This window comes from Mycobacterium sp. SMC-2 (assembly GCF_025263485.1).
Lineage (GTDB): Bacteria > Actinomycetota > Actinomycetes > Mycobacteriales > Mycobacteriaceae > Mycobacterium.
Window position 1 is genome coordinate 4,834,424 of record NZ_CP079863.1, and the last position, 16,828, is coordinate 4,851,251.

Annotated in this window: 17 protein-coding genes; 9 read left to right on the forward strand and 8 right to left on the reverse strand. The window is 68.6% G+C overall.

Features of this window, described 5'->3' with window-relative positions; genetic code table 11:
• Positions 1–3 precede the first annotated feature (3 nt).
• From KXD96_RS22600 to KXD96_RS22615, 4 genes are read right to left on the reverse strand one after another with little or no spacing between them, the layout of a single operon-like run.
• Positions 4–843 (reverse strand): carbohydrate ABC transporter permease, encoded by an 840-nt coding sequence (locus KXD96_RS22600; RefSeq protein ID WP_260740023.1) that lies wholly within the window; start codon positions 841–843, stop codon positions 4–6.
• Positions 833–1,771: a carbohydrate ABC transporter permease gene (locus tag KXD96_RS22605; protein ID WP_260740024.1), complete on the reverse strand. Its 939-nt coding sequence runs from the start codon at positions 1,769–1,771 to the stop codon at positions 833–835. The genes KXD96_RS22600 and KXD96_RS22605 overlap by 11 nt, the downstream gene beginning before the upstream one ends.
• On the reverse strand, positions 1,768–3,177 hold the full coding sequence (locus KXD96_RS22610) for an extracellular solute-binding protein (protein WP_260740027.1): 1,410 nt from the start codon (positions 3,175–3,177) through the stop codon (positions 1,768–1,770). The genes KXD96_RS22605 and KXD96_RS22610 overlap by 4 nt, the downstream gene beginning before the upstream one ends.
• A gap of 26 nt (positions 3,178–3,203) precedes the next feature.
• Entirely contained in the window at positions 3,204–3,731 is a 528-nt protein-coding gene (locus KXD96_RS22615) for a general stress protein (protein WP_260740029.1), read from the reverse strand.
• A 168-nt stretch (positions 3,732–3,899) separates the two neighbouring features.
• Between KXD96_RS22615 and KXD96_RS22620 the strand changes: the two genes are divergently transcribed.
• The 5 genes from KXD96_RS22620 (at position 3,900) to KXD96_RS22640 (ending at position 9,047) form a co-directional block, all read left to right on the forward strand.
• Entirely contained in the window at positions 3,900–4,520 is a 621-nt protein-coding gene (locus KXD96_RS22620; protein WP_396877253.1) for a DUF4190 domain-containing protein, read from the forward strand.
• 70 nt (positions 4,521–4,590) lie between these two features.
• Complete coding sequence (locus tag KXD96_RS22625; RefSeq protein WP_260740033.1) at positions 4,591–5,898, forward strand: magnesium transporter MgtE N-terminal domain-containing protein; 1,308 nt, start codon at positions 4,591–4,593, stop codon at positions 5,896–5,898.
• Positions 5,895–6,437, forward strand: a complete 543-nt coding sequence (locus KXD96_RS22630) for a DUF1003 domain-containing protein (RefSeq protein ID WP_260740036.1) — start codon at positions 5,895–5,897, stop codon at positions 6,435–6,437. Before KXD96_RS22625 ends, KXD96_RS22630 begins: the two co-directional genes overlap by 4 nt.
• A 105-nt stretch (positions 6,438–6,542) precedes the next feature.
• Positions 6,543–7,847, forward strand: a complete 1,305-nt coding sequence (locus KXD96_RS22635) for a lytic transglycosylase domain-containing protein (protein WP_260740038.1) — start codon at positions 6,543–6,545, stop codon at positions 7,845–7,847.
• A gap of 54 nt (positions 7,848–7,901) precedes the next feature.
• Positions 7,902–9,047 (forward strand): Mrp/NBP35 family ATP-binding protein, encoded by a 1,146-nt coding sequence (locus KXD96_RS22640; RefSeq protein WP_260740039.1) that lies wholly within the window; start codon positions 7,902–7,904, stop codon positions 9,045–9,047.
• Positions 9,048–9,148: 101 nt separating this feature from the next.
• On the opposite strand, the gene tatB is transcribed toward KXD96_RS22640, so the two are convergent.
• The 4 genes from tatB to sigE all read right to left on the reverse strand — a co-directional run bounded on the left by tatB (position 9,149) and on the right by sigE (position 12,542).
• Positions 9,149–9,541 (reverse strand): Sec-independent protein translocase protein TatB, encoded by a 393-nt coding sequence (gene tatB, locus KXD96_RS22645; RefSeq protein ID WP_260740041.1) that lies wholly within the window; start codon positions 9,539–9,541, stop codon positions 9,149–9,151.
• Positions 9,542–11,056: a S1C family serine protease gene (locus tag KXD96_RS22650; protein ID WP_260740042.1), complete on the reverse strand. Its 1,515-nt coding sequence runs from the start codon at positions 11,054–11,056 to the stop codon at positions 9,542–9,544.
• 185 nt (positions 11,057–11,241) lie between these two features.
• Entirely contained in the window at positions 11,242–11,637 is a 396-nt protein-coding gene (gene rseA, locus KXD96_RS22655; protein WP_260740044.1) for an anti-sigma E factor RseA, read from the reverse strand.
• Between the two features lie 134 nt (positions 11,638–11,771).
• Positions 11,772–12,542, reverse strand: coding sequence for an RNA polymerase sigma factor SigE (gene sigE, locus KXD96_RS22660; RefSeq protein WP_260740046.1), 771 nt, complete (start codon positions 12,540–12,542; stop codon positions 11,772–11,774).
• 203 nt (positions 12,543–12,745) lie between these two features.
• Between sigE and KXD96_RS22665 the strand changes: the two genes are divergently transcribed.
• The 4 genes from KXD96_RS22665 (at position 12,746) to KXD96_RS22685 (ending at position 16,823) form a co-directional block, all read left to right on the forward strand.
• Entirely contained in the window at positions 12,746–13,414 is a 669-nt protein-coding gene (locus KXD96_RS22665) for an O-methyltransferase (protein WP_260740047.1), read from the forward strand.
• Between the two features lie 226 nt (positions 13,415–13,640).
• The gene (locus KXD96_RS22675) at positions 13,641–14,279 is read left to right on the forward strand and encodes a TetR/AcrR family transcriptional regulator (RefSeq protein WP_260740049.1); all 639 of its coding nucleotides are present in this window, start codon (positions 13,641–13,643) and stop codon (positions 14,277–14,279) included.
• Positions 14,269–15,183, forward strand: coding sequence for an ABC transporter ATP-binding protein (locus KXD96_RS22680; protein ID WP_260740051.1), 915 nt, complete (start codon positions 14,269–14,271; stop codon positions 15,181–15,183). Before KXD96_RS22675 ends, KXD96_RS22680 begins: the two co-directional genes overlap by 11 nt.
• On the forward strand, positions 15,180–16,823 hold the full coding sequence (locus KXD96_RS22685; RefSeq protein ID WP_260740053.1) for an ABC transporter permease: 1,644 nt from the start codon (positions 15,180–15,182) through the stop codon (positions 16,821–16,823). The genes KXD96_RS22680 and KXD96_RS22685 overlap by 4 nt, the downstream gene beginning before the upstream one ends.
• Positions 16,824–16,828 lie beyond the last annotated feature (5 nt).

Consider the following 16,828-nt stretch of genomic DNA (forward strand, 5'->3'; position numbering starts at 1 on the left):
GCGCTATCCCTTCACCGCGCCAGAGGTCAACCCGGCGATGATTCGTCGTTGAAAGATTAGAACAAAACCGATGATCGGGACCGTGATCACGATGGCACCGGCCGCGATTGACCCGGTGGGCTCCTCGAATTGCGAACTGCCACCGAAGTTTGCGATTGCCACCGGTGCGGTGATCGCCGCCTTCGTGGCGGTCAGCGACAGCGCCAGCATCAGGTCGTTCCAGGCGAAGATGAACACCAGGATGGCCGTGGTCACCACTCCGGGCGCGGCCAGCGGGACGATCACCTTGCGGAAAGCCTGGGCCGGTGTGGCACCGTCGACTTTGGCCGCCTTCTCCAGGTCCCACGGGACCTCGCGGAAAAACGCCGACAGCGTGTAGATGGCAAGCGGCAGAGCGAACGTGATGTAAGGCAGGATCAGGCCCGGCCAGGTGTCGAACAGCCCGACGAAGCGTTCGATGTTGAACAGCGGGGTGACCAGCGAGATGGCGGGGAACATGGCGACCAGCAAGGTGGCCCCGATCAGCACCCGCTTGCCGGGGAAGCTCAGCCGGGCGATCGCATAGGCCGCCATCGCGCCGAGCACCACCGCGATCGCGGTCGTGATCAACCCGATTCCGATCGAGTTCACCAGCGCCGAACCGAACAGGTCCCCCCGGAAGATGCCGCGGTAGTTCTCGAAGGACACCGACGACGGAATCAGCTTGCCGTCCTTGACCATTGACGTGGGTTTCAGCGAGAGGCTGAGGATCCACAGCACCGGGACAAGCGCGTAAACCACCACCACGGTGTCGATGATGGCCCACGCCGCCGCGCGCCGGGCGCCTCCCCGCTTACCGGCCATCGACGTCACCACCGGGCGCCGCCACGCCGAACGCCTTGATGTAGACCAGCGCGATGATGCCCGCACAGACGAAGATCAGCACGCTGATGGCCGAGCCCAGTCCGACGTTGAACCCCTTGAACAGGTTGTTGTAGCCCAGGATTGACACCGAGTCGGTGTTGTTGGCGCCGTCGGTCAGCACGTAGATGTTGTCGAAGATGCGGAAGGCGTCCAGCGTCCGGAACAGCAACGCGACCATGACCGCCGGCTTGATGATGGGCAGGGTGATGCGCATCAGCCGCCGCCACGGGCCGGCGCCGTCGACCTGGGCGGCCTTGAGCAAGTCCTCGGGCACCAGCGCCAGCCCGGCCAGCAGCAGCAGCGACATGAACGGGGTCGTCTTCCAGACCTCGGCGAGGACGACGATGCCCAGCGATGGGATCTGCTGTGTCAAGGGCGCTTGGGTGAGAGGCGAGCCGTGGGGCAAAAGGTTGGCCAGATAGCCGGTTCCCGGCGTCCACGCGTAGTACCAGCTGTACGACGCGACCACGGTGACGATGCCGTACGGGATGAGAATCGCGGTGCGCACCAGGCCCCTGCCGACCAGGGTGCGGTGCATCACCAACGCCAGCGCCAGGCCCAACACGAACTCGAGCGACACCGAAACCACTGCGATGCCCACCGTTACGGCCAGCGCGGTCCACCAATACCGGTCGGTCAGGATCGTTTGGTAGTTGCTCAACCCGACGAACGCGGTGTCGCCGGGGGTCGCGAGGTTGTTGCGCTGCAGACTCAGCCACACCGCGTAGCCGATCGGGTAGGCCGTCACCGCGAGCATGAGAATCGCCGACGGCGCGACGAGCACGAAGGCAAGTCGCCATTCCGACAACCGGTTTCGGGTACGCGGCGCGACGGCGGTCCTTTCGAGCTCGACAGCCGGCGCCGTCACGGCAACAGCCCCTTGCCGTCGATGGCCTTTTGCGCCTGCGCGGTGAGCTCGTCGGCCGTCCGCTCGGGGTCAATCCGGGTGATGGGGCTCAGCGCCGCCGACAGTCGCAGCGACAACGCCTGATAGACCGGCGTTGCCGGCCGCACGGCGGCGTCGGTGAGTTGCCGGCGGATGACCGTGTACATCGGGTACTTGGTCTGGAATTGCGGATCGGAGTACAACGACGTCCGCACCGCGGGCAGGCCGCCTTGGATCGAAACGTATTTCTGGCTCCGCGGGCTGCGCAGGCAGCGTACGGCTTCGAAAGCCTCCGCGCGGTGGCGGGTGGTGCTGGCCACGGCAAGATTCAGCCCGCCGATCGTCACCTTGGCCGGCCGCGCCGGCGCCACACCGGGATACGGCGCGAAACCGAAGACCCTCTGGCTGGCCGCGTACGCGACGCGGAATTGCTCGTCGCTGGGCACGAACGTCCCGACGTCGTTGATGCTGCCGGCCAGGGTCGGATCCCGGTTCAGCGACAGGAAGGGGACACCGCCCTTCACCGCGTTCTCCAGCAGGGAGGCCAGCACGTACGGCCAGTTGACCTCCAGTGCGGCCTTGCCCTGCTCGACCGCCAGGCGCGCCGTTGACTCGTCGGTCCGGGTGATCGACGGGTCGGCCCCGGGGGCGGTGCCCACCGACTTGAGGATGCGCAGTGCGTTGACGGTCGCGGCCCGGTGCGCGGGCGTGTCGGTCAAGGTGACCCGGCGGCCGTCCTCGGAGAGCACCTGACCGCCCCCGCTGACCAGCAGCGTGTTGAACCACACCACCAGGCCCTCACCCTCGTTCGCCTGCACGGCGATCCAGGCGGGCTGCCCCTCGGCGTGCAACCGGGCGGCCTCGGCCACCATTCCGTCCCAGTCGCGCGGTGGTTGCTTCACCAAATCTGGCCGGTACCACAGCAATTCGGTGTTGGTGGTGACGGGTGCGGCATACAGCTTGTGCTTCCAACGGGCCGTCGCCAACGGACCCGGCAAGGTGTCAACAACGGCGTCGCCGTCGGCCCGACCCTCCGGGTCGTCGGATAGCGGCAGCGCCCAGCCCGCCTCGGCGAACTCGGCCGTCCACACCACGTCCAGCGCCATCACATCCAGCCCGCGGTCGTGTGCGCTCAGCCGCCGCGCCAGTTGCACCCGCTGCTCTCCGGGCCCCCTCGGCAGGCTCACGTGCTGAATGGCGAACCGGCCCCCCATTTGCCGGGTGCACTCTTGGGCGACGGCGTTGAACGCGGCCGAATCGGTGGCCGGCGTGAAGAACGTGATCACCAGCCCGTGGCCGGCGCCTCCGCAGCCCGATGCCGCCGCGATGGTCACCGTCGCCAACGCGCTGGCGCCCGCCCGGAACAGGCGACCACGACGATGCACCACTGGGTTCACACCTCTCGCGCGCGGCCTCAAATCGCCAAGCGCGCCAAGAGATCCCGTGCCTTCTCCGCGTTCTGCGGGTCGCAGAGCACGTCGTAGCGGCCGGCCACCAGTTGCATGGTTGAGCTGAAATCCCTTGTCCCACGCGCCATCGCGTACGGGACCGCGGAGGTGATCAACCCGAAGAACACACCGGCGACGAGGCCGGTGGCCAGCGCGGCCCAGGGATTCGGGCTGAAGAAGCCGAGCACCAACCCGATGAACAAGCCCAGCCAGGCCCCGCTGAGCACACCACCGCCGAGCACCTTGGCCCACGTCAGCCGGCCGGTGACACGTTCGACCTGCATCAGGTCGACCCCGACGATGGTCACCTGCTGAACGGGGAACTGGTGCTCGGAAAGGTAGTCGACGGCGCGCTGTGCCTCGGCGTAGGTGGGATAGGACCCGACCGGCCAACCCTTGGGCGGCGTCGGCAGTCCGGGGACGCCATGCCGGCGGGCCGCCGCGCCCGTGGGCGTGGCGCCGGGAACCTGACCGGGCTGGAAAGGACTAGTCATTGGTGCTCATTCTCCTCCGCCCTGGCCGAACGCACATCTCGGGCCCTCTTAGCCTATCCAGCGACCGCGCACCAACCTGCGAAAACACGGCGCCGTCGGGCGAGGCGGCCCGACGGCCGCGGCGATTGACCGCCGAGCCCTCCCCGCGCATCGGCTAGGTTGAACAGCATGACAGCGCCCGGCGATGGCTTCGGCGAAGGCGCCGACGGCGACCAGGCGAAACCGTCCCCCGCCGGCGGCGGGGCCCCCGAACAGCCAGAGGCTCCGTGGGAACCGCCGGCGCCGGCGCCGGCAGCCGAATACCCGACCCCGGCATATCCGCCGGCGGGCTATCCCACCGAGTACCCCACTGGTTATTCGGCCCAATACCCGCCGCCCCCACCCGGTTACGGGCCGCCGCCCGGGTATGACCAGCCCCCGGGTTATGGCGCACCGCCGCACCAACCGGGGCCGTCCCAATTCGGTGGGCCGCCCGGCGGCTATGGGCCGTCGCCCTATCCGGGTGGCTACTACCCGGCGCCGGACTACCTGGGCGGCTACGGGCCGCCGAGCGGAGTGAAACCGGGGACGAACAAGCTCGCTATCGCGTCACTCATCTCGTCGTTCACCGGCGTGTTCTGCTGCTGCCTCGGCTCGATTGTGGCCATCGTGCTCGGCGCGATCGCGATCAATCAGATCAAGCGGACCCAGCAAGACGGCTACGGCCTCGCGGTCGCCGGCATCGCCATCGGCATCGCGACCCTGGCGGTGACCCTGATCGTCGCGATGTTCGCGCTGCACTCGCGTTAGCGGCACCGAAGTAACCGGGCCGACACCGCCACCATCGGCGGTCTCGCCCGCGCCTGCCTAGGCTTTCCCCATGGCGTCGGTCAACAGGGTGTACATCGCCCGGCTCTCGCGGATGTTGGTGCTGGGTCCACTCGGCGAGTCCTTCGGCCGGATCCGCGATGTCGTGATCGGCATCAGCATCGTGCGTCAGCAGCCGCGCGTCCTCGGACTCGTCGTCGATCTCGCGACGCGGCGCAGCATATTCATCCCGATGCTCCGGGTCGCCGCGATCGAGCCGGAGGCCGTCACGCTCAACACCGGCAGCGTCTCCCTGCGGCACTTCGAACAGCGCCCGGGCGAGGCGCTGGCGATCGGCCAGGTACTCGACACCCAGGTCAAGGTCGACGATCCCGCGCTGCCGGAGCTGACCGGCCTCGACGTCATCGTCACCGACCTGGGCATCGAGCAAACCCGCACCCGCGACTGGGTGGTGAGCCGGGTCGCCGTGAGAAGCCAGCGGCGGCTGGGCCGGCGTGGTCCCGTGCACGTCGTGGATTGGCGCAACGTGCAGGGCCTGACACCGTCCGCGCTGGCGCTGCCAGGGCAGGGGGTGGCGCAGCTGCTGAACCAGTTCGAGGGCCGGAAGGCGGTGGATGTGGCCGACGCCATCCGCGGCCTACCACCCAAGCGGCGCTACGAGGTGCTCAAAGCGCTCGACGACGACCGGCTGGCCGATGTCCTGCAGGAATTGCCCGAGCTGGACCAGGCCGACGTGCTGTCCGAGCTGGGTGCCGATCGCTCGGCCGACGTGCTCGAGGAGATGGATCCCGACGATGCCGCCGACCTGCTCGGCGTGCTGAATCCGACGGACGCCGAGATGCTGCTGACCCGAATGGACCCCGACGATTCGGCCGTGGTTCGCCGGCTGCTGGCGCATTCGCCGGACACCGCGGGCGGCCTGATGACCTCGGATCCCGTGGTGCTGACGCCCGACACGTCGGTCGCCGAGGCGCTGGCCCGGGTGCGCGACCCAGACCTCACCCCCGCCCTCGCGTCGATGGTGTTCGTGGTGCGCCCGCCCACCGCCACACCCACAGGTCGGTTCTTGGGCTGTGTGCAGCTCCAGCGGCTGCTCCGCGAAGCACCCGGGGAACTAGTCGGTGGGATAGTCGACACCGACCTGCTCACCCTGAAGCCGGAAACGCCGCTGGGCGCGGTGACCCGCTACCTGGCCGCATACAACCTGGTGTGCGGACCGGTGCTCGATGATCAGAACCATCTGTTGGGTGCGGTGACGGTGGACGATCTGCTCGACCACTTGTTGCCGCACAACTGGCGAGTGGATATGCAGGCACTCGACGCCGACGGCCGGCTGGAAGAACTGGGAGGATCCGCGTGAGCAAGTTCTCGGCCGCGCGCCGCCTCTCCACCCCGCGGACGTCGCGCAGGTACTCGCCACGCCTGGATCCCGAGGCCGTCGGCCAGATCACCGAGTCGATCGCGCGGTTCTTCGGCACCGGCCGCTACCTGCTGGTGCAGACGATCATCGTGTTCGCCTGGATCGCGGTGAACCTGTTCGCGGTGGGGCTGCGCTGGGACCCCTATCCCTTCATCCTGCTGAACCTGGCCTTCTCCACGCAGGCCGCCTACGCGGCGCCGCTGATCCTGCTCGCCCAGAATCGTCAGGAAAACCGCGACCGGGTCGCGCTCGAACAGGACCGCCATCGCGCGGCGCAGACCAAGGCAGACACCGAGTTTCTGGCCCGCGAACTCGCGGCGGTGCGGCTGGCGGTCGGCGAGGTCGTGACCCGCGAATACTTGCGTCACGAGCTCGAAGACCTGCGCTCCCTGCTGGCCCATCTGGACTCGGAATCCGAGGGCTCGGCGGCGGCGCCGGGCGGTGACGGCGGGGACCGCACCGCGAAGAAATCGGGGTGAAAACCAGTTCCGACCATTGCGCCACTCTGGTCACAAGAGTTATGTATGGTGAGCTAGTTCACGGCTGAGAGGCAGTTGACCCGCTCACACACCTAGGACGGTCGAGTGCGCATTGGGGGACGCCGGGCACGCCCGGCCGCCGCCGCGGAGCGGCAGCGAGCGCTTCAGGTAACACGCACGCGTGCCTTCGGTGTAGCCACCATCGCCCCCCTGGTCTTCACTGGAGCGGTGAGCGGGGCGGCGCCCTCGCTCCCTTCGCTCCCGGTAAAACTCCCGCCGGTGCACGCGAACGTCACTCCGATGGCCGCGGTCTCCCACACCCTTCCCGACCTCTCGGGACCGGCCGTCGTCGCGATCGATCGTTCGCCGACCGCCTTTCACGTCGCCGAGCCCGCCCTGTCGGCGCCGCCGAAACCGATGATCGTGAATTCGCCCGGCGCACTTGGCATTCCAAGCATCGCGCTGGCGGCCTATCGCAGTGCCGAACAGAAGATGGCCGTCGCCGCCCCGGGCTGCGGCGTCAGCTGGAACCTGCTGGCCGGGATCGGGCGCATCGAGTCCGGTCATGCGGGCGGCGGGGCGGTTGACGCGCGTGGCACCGCGGTCGTCCCGATCTACGGCCCCGCGTTGGACGGCACGTTGCCGGGCAACGAGATCATCCTGCAAAGCAGCGCCGGCAATCGCCCCACCTACGCCCGCGCGATGGGGCCGATGCAGTTCTTGCCCGGCACCTGGGCGCGGTACGCCTCCGACGGCAAAGGCGACGGCGTCGCCGATCCGCAGAACCTTTTCGATTCCACCCTGGCCGCGGCCCGCTACCTGTGCAGCGGCGGCCTCAACCTCCGCGACCCGTCGCAAGTGATGGCCGCGATCCTTCGCTACAACAACTCGATGGCTTACGCGCAGAACGTGCTGGGATGGGCGTCGGCATACGCCACCGGCGTGGTTCCGGTCGACCTGCCTCCGATGACTGGTCCGCCGCCTCCGCTCGGCGACGCGCACCTCGAGCATCCCGAGGGACTCGGCCCCAACCTGCCGATGAACGTCAACGGGTTGCCGCTGGACGATCCTTTGGCGCGCATGCCGCTGATCGACCTCACCCAACCGCAGAGCGCCGGTCCACCGCCGATGTTCCCGTGGCTGACCCCCACGCCACAGCAGGCCCCGGCGCGGCTGCCCGGGTGCACGGTGATCTGCGTCGGGCCCCAGAGCCCGCCGCCCAACCCTGCGATGCCGTGGGCGCCGCCGATGGGCGTGCCGCCCGCCCCGCCGCTGGCCCCGCCGCCACCGCCGGACCCGCAGGCGGCCCCACCACCGGCTGCCCCGGTTCCCGCGCCGCCAGCGCCCAACCCGGCCGGCCCGCCGAACGCGGCCGCGCCGAAGCAGCCGGGACCCGTCGCGGGCGGCTGACCCGAATGGGCCGCCGCCAACCGGCCCCAAAGCGCGCGCCTACACTCGGCGGTGATGTCTGGTCATGACGCTGCCGACTTGAGCGCAGCAATCCGCACCGCACTGGGGAAGGTGATCGACCCCGAACTACGGCGCCCGATCACCGAACTCGGGATGGTCAAGAGCATTGACACCGAGCCCGACGGCGGCGTGCACGTGGCGATCTATCTGACGACCGCCGCCTGCCCGAAGAAGACCGAAATCACCGAGCGGGTCACCAAAGCGGTCTCCGACGTTCCGGGCACGGGGGCAGTGAAAGTCACCCTGGACGTGATGAGCGACGAGCAGCGCGCCGAACTGCGCAAGCAGTTGCGCGGCGATGCCCGCGAGCCCGTCATCCCCTTCGCCCAACCGAACTCGCTGACGAGGGTCTATGCGGTCGCGTCCGGGAAGGGCGGGGTGGGCAAGTCCACCGTCACGGTCAACCTGGCCGCGGCGATGGCGGCCCGGGGCCTGTCCGTCGGGGTGCTCGACGCCGACATCCACGGCCATTCCATCCCCCGGATGATGGGCACCACCGACCGGCCCACGCAGGTGGAGTCGATGATCCTGCCGCCCATCGCCCACGAGGTGAAGGTCATCTCGATCGCCCAATTCACCGAGGGCAACACGCCCGTGGTGTGGCGCGGGCCGATGCTGCACCGGGCGCTGCAACAGTTCTTGGCCGACGTCTATTGGGGCGATCTGGACGTCCTGCTGCTGGACCTGCCGCCGGGCACCGGCGACATCGCCATCTCGGTGGCTCAGCTGATCCCGAGCGCCGAGATCCTGGTGGTGACGACGCCCCAGTTGGCCGCGGCCGAGGTCGCCGAGCGGGCGGGCAGCATCGCGATGCAGACCCGGCAGCGCATCGCCGGCGTGGTGGAGAACATGTCGGGTCTCACCCTGCCGGACGGCTCGACCATGCAGGTGTTCGGTGAGGGCGGCGGCCGGCAAGTGGCGGAACGTTTGTCCCGCGCCGTCGGTGCTGAGGTGCCGCTGCTGGGTCAGATCCCGTTGGACCCCGCGCTAGTCGCGGCCGGCGATTCCGGCACCCCGATCGTGCTGAGCGCCCCCGACTCCCCGGCGGGCAAGGAACTGCGCAGCGTGGCCGACAACCTGTCGTCGCGGCGGCGGGGATTGGCGGGCGTCTCACTGGGGCTCGATCCGACGCGGCGCTGACCTGCCCGCGAGCGACCGTGTTTGCACGCCGACACGCCGTCAGGCGCGTAAATACGCGGTCGCTCGCGGTCAACGATCGACGTTGGGCGCGACTGAACCGCTCAGGTCGCGTCGGTATCGAACGGGGCGGGGCCGCCGCCGGTGTGGTGCTCGGGCTGCGCAGGCTGTACCGGCTCAGCCGCCGCCCCGTTCACCGGCCTGTCGAAGTTCCCGGTCAAGAACGAATCATCGCCATCCAGCAGGTGCTTGGTCAGCGCGGCGCGCGGCGTCATCCCCCGCAGTCGCTGTAGTTCGCTCAGCGGGACGCGCAGATCTTCGAAGTCGGGCCCGAGGTCTTCGCGCAGCTGAGTGGTCACCCCGCTGAGGTAGTCGCGCGCCTGCCGCAGCGCGTTCGACGTCCAGCGGATCGCACCCGGAAGCCGCTCCGGGCCAAGAACCACCAGCCCGACCACGACGAGGACCAGGATGTGTTCCCAGCTCAGGCTGCCGAACATTTAGCTGCCGTCGGGGTCGGGCTTGACGGTCAGGGTGACGTGCCGGCCGTCTCGGACCACCTCGATCGGGGAGTCCTGGCCGATGGTCAGCTGCCGCACGGCGACGACGAACTCGTCCGAGTCGGCGACAGTGCGGCTGCCGACCTTGACGATGACGTCGTTCTCCAGAATCCCGCCCTTCTGCGCCGGGCTTCCCGCCTTCACGTTGGCGACCTGGGCGCCGGAGGCGATCGCGTTGCTCACCGACCGCGTGCTGATCCCGAGCGTCGGGTGCACGATCTTGCCGTCTTTGATCAGCGTCTGGGCAACCTGCTTCGCCTCGTTGATCGGGATCGCGAAGCCCAGCCCACTTGCGCTGTCGGACAAGGATTTACCCGCGGTGTTGATGCCGATCACTCGCGAGTCCATATCGATCAGCGGGCCACCGGAGTTGCCGTGGTTGATCGACGCGTCGGTCTGCAGCGCATCGATGACGGTGTCGGTGTCCGAGCCCTCCCCCGACAACGGGACGGGCCGGTGCAGCGCACTGATGATGCCGTGGGTCACGGTGCTGCGCAGCCCCAGCGGCGCGCCGGCCGCGAGGACCTCGTCGCCGACGCGCACCTTGTCCGAGTCGCCGAACCGGGCCACGCTCAGATTGTCGACGTTGTCGACCTTGAGCACGGCCAGGTCGGTCTTGGGGTCGCGGCCAACGAGGTTGGCGGGAACTTCCTTGCCGTCGTTGAACACCACGGTCGTCTTGAACTGGCTGGGGTTGTTGGCCGCCTCCGAGATGACGTGGTTGTTGGTGACGATGTAGCCGCGACCGTCGATCACCACGCCGGAGCCCTGCATGCCCTCCTGGTCGCTCTTGGACTCGATTGTCACCACGGCATTGGCGGTGGCGGCCGCCACCTTCGCGAACCGGCCGGCCGGGCCTTCACCGTTGCCATTGGTCGACAGCGTCACCTTCGAGGTGGTGAACGCCTCGGCGACCTCGGCCGTCTTGCGACCGACCACCCCGCCGATCACGCCGATGACCAGCGCGATCAGCAGCAGGACGAGCAACGCCAGGTAGGACACCTTGCCGCCGAACAGCACATCGCGCACACCGAGCTTGCCGCCGTAGCCTTGCGGTGCGCGCGGCCCCGACGGCGCGACCGCCGGAGTGCCCAACGCCGCCGCCGCCGACGGGTCTCGCCACGGGTCGTCGAGCTCGTCCGGCCCCTCGCCGTCTCTCTCGGCCGCCATGGCGCCGGCGTCGATGGGGTGGCGCTGCAACGAGTCGGGGCTCCCCACGGGCCGGCTGAAGGCCTCCTGGAGCACCGGATCGGCTGGTTCGTCGTGCGGGGAGAACTCGGTCTGGTCGCGATACTTCTTCGGGCGGACACGATCGGCCACGAAGGATCCGCGCAGTCCGTCGGGACGGCTGAACAGTTGACGCGATGCGGGATCCACCGGCGGACGGGAGACGGGGCGCGGCGCTAAGCGGTTGCCGCTGTCCTGCTTCTGGTCGAAGCCTTGATCGGAGGTCACGTTACCCCTTCAGATCCTCTTCTTGAGCGCTCGAGACGGCCCTTCAGCGGGCGATATCCACGACACCGGGCCGGTCGTGTTCACCCTAGTATCCACGGTGCGGTGCACCTCGCCCATGAGCGCACGGGCGGGGTGCGGAAATTCGGGCGGATCAACGACGGGGGCTTCGGCGAAAAGGTGTCCAGCTACGGGCGCTTGCGCTGCTTACGGGCGTCCCGGTCGGCAAAACGGTCGGACGTCCGGGCGGTCGCGTCGTCGGGCGCATCGTACGGAATCTCAGCCAGCATCCCCAGCAGCGTGCTCGGGATGCGGATCGGGTGCGAGTCGCGCAGCGCCGCACGGGCCCGGCTTTGATCATCGACCTCGGCCGCGCATTGCGGGCACAGCGACAGGTGGTGCGCCGCCCGCAAATGCGCGTTCATCCGCAGCTCGCCGTCGACGAACGCCGCGATGGCTTCGACGGAGAGGTGCTCGGTGGAACCGAACTGGCGCGGCGCGCCGACGGGCGCATCGCTCTGAGAGGCAAACTGTGCGGGAAGCCAGGAGAACGCGCGACGGAAGACATGTCCTCGATCGAGCATCACCGGGTCCTTTCGTTGCGCCTCCCCTCGAATGTAGCGCGAGGAGGTGCGTAATAGCGCGTCTCAAGACGGCAAAGGCGCTGGCTCGTCGCCCGGCGGCGGATTCTGCTGTGGCGTTTTCGGGCGAGCGTCGGCTATGCCGACTCGGCGTGCATTGCGTCTGCCCGGCCGGCGCCCGGTTGCGGATGCGCGGCCAGGTAGTCGCGCAACGCCTGCCGACCGCGGTGGATGCGGCTGCGCACGGTGCCGAGCTTCACGCCCAGCGTGGCGCCGATCTCCTCATAGGACAGGCCCTCGATGTCGCACAGCACGACCGCGGCGCGGAACTCCGGCGGCAGCGAGTCCAAGGCCGCCTGCAGGTCCGGCCCGAGCCGCGCATCGTGGTAGATCTGCTCGGGATTGGGCTCGTCGGCGGGCACCCGCTCGTAATCCTCGGGCAGCGCCTCCATCCGGATGCGGGCGCGCCGGCGGACCATGTCGAGGAAGAGGTTGGTGGTGATGCGGTGCAGCCAGCCTTCGAACGTTCCCGGCTGGTAGTTCTGCACCGACCGGAAAACCCGGATGAAAGTCTCCTGGGTGAGGTCCTCCGCGTCGTGCTGATTGCCGGAGAGGCGGTAGGCCAGCCGGTACACCCGGTCGGCGTGCTGGCGCACCAGCTCGTCCCACGAGGGCATCGTGGCCTTGTCCCCGGTCGCGTCGAATACCGCGGTGCCTTGCAACCCGTCAGACGGCTCCACCCATTCGTCAGAGGGGCAGTCCTGGGCGTGCGACATGCTGGTCGGGCCCAAAAGCGTGGTGATGATCAAATCCTCCGAATTCGTCCTGCCACGAAACGACAAGTCGTCACCGGCGGTAACACGCAACCGCCAGTCCGTATTCCCGTACCCACCCGCGCCGCGATCCATAACAGACACCGTCGCGCATGGGCGTATGTGCGATATATGAACAGTCTGAGCTCAGGCTGAGAAACCGTATCGTTACCTGCGCTGTGCAGGAAATATCCGCCGCGGGGTGAAGCTAAACGCAGCGGCTTTCCCGGGCGTGTCATGACGGTGCAGCCTAGGCGCGCCATGCCGGGGTGCGCGGCGATGTGGAATACGCTGCGGGCATGGACGGCACCGACGCAGAAACCCCCGGCCAGCCTGCGCCCAGTCGGGCTGAGTCGCTCTTCGCGCACGCCGAGGGGTCGATTTCCGAAGATGCGATCCTGGCGGCCGCCCGCGAGCGCGCCGTGGACATCGGCGCGGGGGCCGTGACGCCGGCGGTGGGTGCGCTGCTGAGCCTGCTGACCAAGCTCAGCGGTGGCAAGGCCGTGGCCGAGGTCGGTACTGGCGCGGGAGTCAGCGGGCTCTGGTTGTTGTCCGGCATGAGCGACGACGGTGTCTTGACGACGATCGACATCGAGCCCGAGTATTTGCGGCTCGCCAAGCAGGCCTTCTCCGAAGCCGGGATCGGGCCGTCGCGCACCCGGTTGATCAGCGGCCGGGCCCAAGACGTCCTGACCCGGCTGGCCGACGAGTCCTACGACCTCGTGTTCATCGACGCCGACCCTGTTGACCAGCCGGATTACGTCGTGGAGGGCGTGCGGCTGTTGCGATCCGGCGGGGTCATCGTGGTGCATCGGGCCGCCCTCGGCGGGCGAGCCGGCGACCCCGCCGCCCGCGATGCCGAGGTGGTCGCGGTGCGGGAAGCGGCACGACTCATCGCCGAGGACGAACGCCTCACGCCGGCCCTGGTGCCGCTGGGCGACGGCATTTTGGCGGCCGTGCGCGACTAGATCCGGTGCCGCCGCCCCGCAAGGGGTGGTGCCCCCTGCCACTGATCCGATGGTGGCGACCCGCCGCGCCCGGCTACGCCGCGCTTGCGATCGCCACTGATCCGATGGTGGCGACCCGCCGCGCCCGGCTACGCCGCGCTTGCGATCGCCACTGATCCAACCTTTTACGGAATCTTGACGCGCGTCTCCTTGACTCTCGGCTGAACGCCTGTTTAGTGTACTGAACATGCGTTCAGCCGACCTGACCGCCGCCGCCCGGATCCGCGACGCGGCCATCGAGCAGTTCGGCGAGCACGGATTCAGCGTGGGATTACGCGCGATCGCAGAAGCCGCCGGGGTGAGTGCCGCGCTGGTGATTCACCACTTCGGCTCCAAGGAGGGCCTGCGCAAGGCGTGCGACGACTTCATCGCCGAAGAGATCCGAGACACCAAATCGGAGGCGCTGACGTCGAACGATCCCGCCACGTGGTTCGCGCAGATGGCCGAGATCGAGTCGTACGCACCGATAATGGCCTACCTGGTACGCAGCATGCAGACCGGCGGTGAGCTAGCAAATATGTTGTGGCGCAGGATGATTGACAACGCCGAAGAGTACCTGGAGGAGGGCGTGCGGGCCGGCACCATAAAGGCGAGTCGAGACCCTGTCGCCCGGGCACGGTATCTGGGCATCACCGGCGGTGGCGGCTTTCTGCTGTATCTGCAGATGCACGAAACGCCGACGGATATCCGCGCGGTCCTCCGCGACTACGCCCGCGAGATGGTGCTGCCCGCACTGGAGATCTACACCGAAGGACTCATGGTCGACCGCACCATGTACGACGCATTCCTGGCCGCCGATGATCAAGGAGAACCCCATGCCAGTTGACAATGCCGCACCCATCGAGATCCGCGGTCTGAGAAAGAATTTCGGGGCGGTGCGCGCGCTGGACGGCCTCGACCTCACGGTTCGCGAGGGCGAAGTGCACGGCTTTCTCGGCCCCAACGGCGCAGGGAAGTCGACGACCATCCGCATCCTGCTGGGCCTGGTCAAGGCGGACGGTGGCAGCGTGCGGTTGCTGGGTGGTGATCCGTGGACCGACGCGGTCGCACTGCACCGCCAGATCGCCTATGTGCCGGGCGATGTCACGCTGTGGCCGACCCTGACGGGCGGCGAGACCATCGACATTCTGGCCCGCATGCGCGGCGGCATCGACCACGGCCGTCGCGCCGAGCTGATCGAGCGCTTCGACCTCGACCCCCACAAGAAGGCGCGGACCTACTCCAAGGGCAACCGGCAGAAGGTCTCGCTGATCTCCGCCTTCTCGTCCCGGGCCCGCCTCCTGCTTCTGGACGAGCCCAGCAGCGGCCTGGACCCGTTGATGGAAAACGTGTTTCAACAGTGCGTCGCCGAGGCGCGCGACCGCGGCGCGACGGTCTTGTTGTCCAGTCACATCCTGGCCGAGACGGAAGCGCTGTGCGAGAGGGTGACCATCATCCGGGCCGGGAAGACGGTCGAGAGCGGTTCGCTGGACTCGATGCGGCATCTCAGCCGCACCTCGATCAGAGCCGAAATCAACGGCGATCCCGGCGATCTCACCCGAATCAAGGGCGTCGAGGACGTCAGCTTCGAGGGCAACACCGTGCGCGCTCAGGTCGACGGCGAGAGCCTCGGGGAACTGATCCGGGCGCTGGGTGACGCCGGTGTGCGCAGCCTCGTCAGCCAGCCGCCCACGCTCGAGGAGCTCTTCCTGCGTCACTACGACACGGCCGAGCAGGTTTCAGCATCATGAGCACCGCAACCTTGGATCGGTCGCACCCTCCGGCCTACCCGGCGCCGCAACTGGGGCCGAACTTCTCGGGAACGCTCGCGATGCTGCGGCTCTACCTGCGCCGCGACCGGATCTCACTGCCGCTGTGGGTGCTGCTGTTGTCGGTGCCGCTGGCGACGGTATACGTCGGCAGCATCGAAAAGGTCTACCCCACCCGGGCCGCACGCGCCGGATTCGCGGCTTCGATCATGGCGAGCCCCGCGCAACGCGCGCTCTACGGGCAGGTTTACAACGATAGCCTTGGAGCCGTTGGCATTTGGAAGGCCGGCATCTTCCACTTGCTGCTAGCGGTGGCCGTCATCCTGACCGTCATCCGGCACACCCGCGCTGACGAGGAGGCGGGCCGAACCGAACTCGTGGACTCGACCGCGGTCGGTCGCTACGCCAGCCTTAGCGCCGCGCTGCTGCTGTCCTCCGGGGCCAGCGTCGCCACCGGGGTGATCGGCGCGGCGGGATTGCTCACCACCGATGTCCCGCCGGGTGGGTCGCTCGCCTTCGGCGCGGCGCTGGCCTGCTCCGGCCTGGTCTTCACCGCCGTCGCCGCGGTGGCCGCGCAGTTGTCGCCGAGCGCGCGCACGGCCCGCGGCGCCGCGTTCGCCGTCTTGGCGGCCGCCTTCACGCTGCGTGCCCTCGGGGACGCGGGTTCCGGTGCGCTGTCGTGGCTTTCGCCCCTGGGGTGGTCGCTGCAAGTGCGGCCCTACGCGGGCGACCACTGGCCGGTGCTGGTGCTGCATCTGGCGACCACCGTCGCGCTCACCGCGGTGGCATATCGACTACTCGCCGGCCGCGATGTCGGCGCCGGGCTTTTCGCCGAGCGGCCCGGCCCCGGCTCCGCCGCTCCCGCGCTGGGCAACGTGTTCGGGCTGACGTGGCGGCTGGACCGCGGTGCGCTCCTGCTGTGGACCGTGGGCCTGTGCCTCTATGGCGTTTTGGTGGGCAGCGTGGTGCACGGCATCGGCGACGAACTCGGCGGCAGCAACGCCGCGCGCGACATCGTCGTCCGGATGGGCGGCACCAACGTTTTGGCCGAAGCCTTCATCGCCGTGGCATTCACCATGCTGGGCATGGCCGCCGCCGCGTTCTCGGTGTCGCTGACGTTGCGGTTGCACCAGGAAGAGTCGGCCCAACGCGCCGAGACGATACTGGCCGGTGCGGTGTCGCGAACCCGTTGGCTGGCAAGCCACGTGCTGGCCGCGCTGCTCGGATCCGCGGTTGCGATGCTGCTCAGCGGGTTGACGGGCGGGCTCGTCTACGGCGCCGCCGCCGGCGATGTCGGCGGTAAGGTGGCGCTCGTGGGGGCAAGCGCGGCGGTGCAACTGCCGGCCGTGTGGTTGTTGTGCGCGGTGACGGTCGCGTTGTTCGGCCTCGCGCCGCGGTTCACGCCCGTGGCCTGGGGCGCTCTGGTCGGGTTCGTCGCCTTGTACCTGATCGGTTCGCTGGCCGGCTTCCCCCAGTGGTTGCTGGATCTCGAACCGTTCGCCCACATCCCGCGCGTCAGCGGCGATTTCACGACCGTGCCACTGTTGTGGTTGCTCGTCGTCGACGTGACACTGATCGCCCTGGGCGCCGTGGCTTTCCGACGACGTGATCTGCGAGGTTAGGAGTG

Coding starts and splice junctions, on each gene's coding strand:
- KXD96_RS22665 (WP_260740047.1), top strand. CDS start 12,746: ATGGACGGCACCGACGCAGAAACCCCCGGCCAGCCTGCGCCCAGTCGG.
- KXD96_RS22685 (WP_260740053.1), top strand. CDS start 15,180: ATGAGCACCGCAACCTTGGATCGGTCGCACCCTCCGGCCTACCCGGCG.
- rseA (WP_260740044.1), bottom strand. CDS start 11,637: ATGCTCGATCGAGGACATGTCTTCCGTCGCGCGTTCTCCTGGCTTCCC.
- KXD96_RS22600 (WP_260740023.1), bottom strand. CDS start 843: ATGGCCGGTAAGCGGGGAGGCGCCCGGCGCGCGGCGGCGTGGGCCATC.
- KXD96_RS22620 (WP_396877253.1), top strand. CDS start 3,900: ATGACAGCGCCCGGCGATGGCTTCGGCGAAGGCGCCGACGGCGACCAG.
- KXD96_RS22675 (WP_260740049.1), top strand. CDS start 13,641: ATGCGTTCAGCCGACCTGACCGCCGCCGCCCGGATCCGCGACGCGGCC.
- KXD96_RS22625 (WP_260740033.1), top strand. CDS start 4,591: ATGGCGTCGGTCAACAGGGTGTACATCGCCCGGCTCTCGCGGATGTTG.
- sigE (WP_260740046.1), bottom strand. CDS start 12,542: ATGGATCGCGGCGCGGGTGGGTACGGGAATACGGACTGGCGGTTGCGT.
- KXD96_RS22640 (WP_260740039.1), top strand. CDS start 7,902: ATGTCTGGTCATGACGCTGCCGACTTGAGCGCAGCAATCCGCACCGCA.
- KXD96_RS22615 (WP_260740029.1), bottom strand. CDS start 3,731: ATGACTAGTCCTTTCCAGCCCGGTCAGGTTCCCGGCGCCACGCCCACG.
- KXD96_RS22680 (WP_260740051.1), top strand. CDS start 14,269: ATGCCAGTTGACAATGCCGCACCCATCGAGATCCGCGGTCTGAGAAAG.
- tatB (WP_260740041.1), bottom strand. CDS start 9,541: ATGTTCGGCAGCCTGAGCTGGGAACACATCCTGGTCCTCGTCGTGGTC.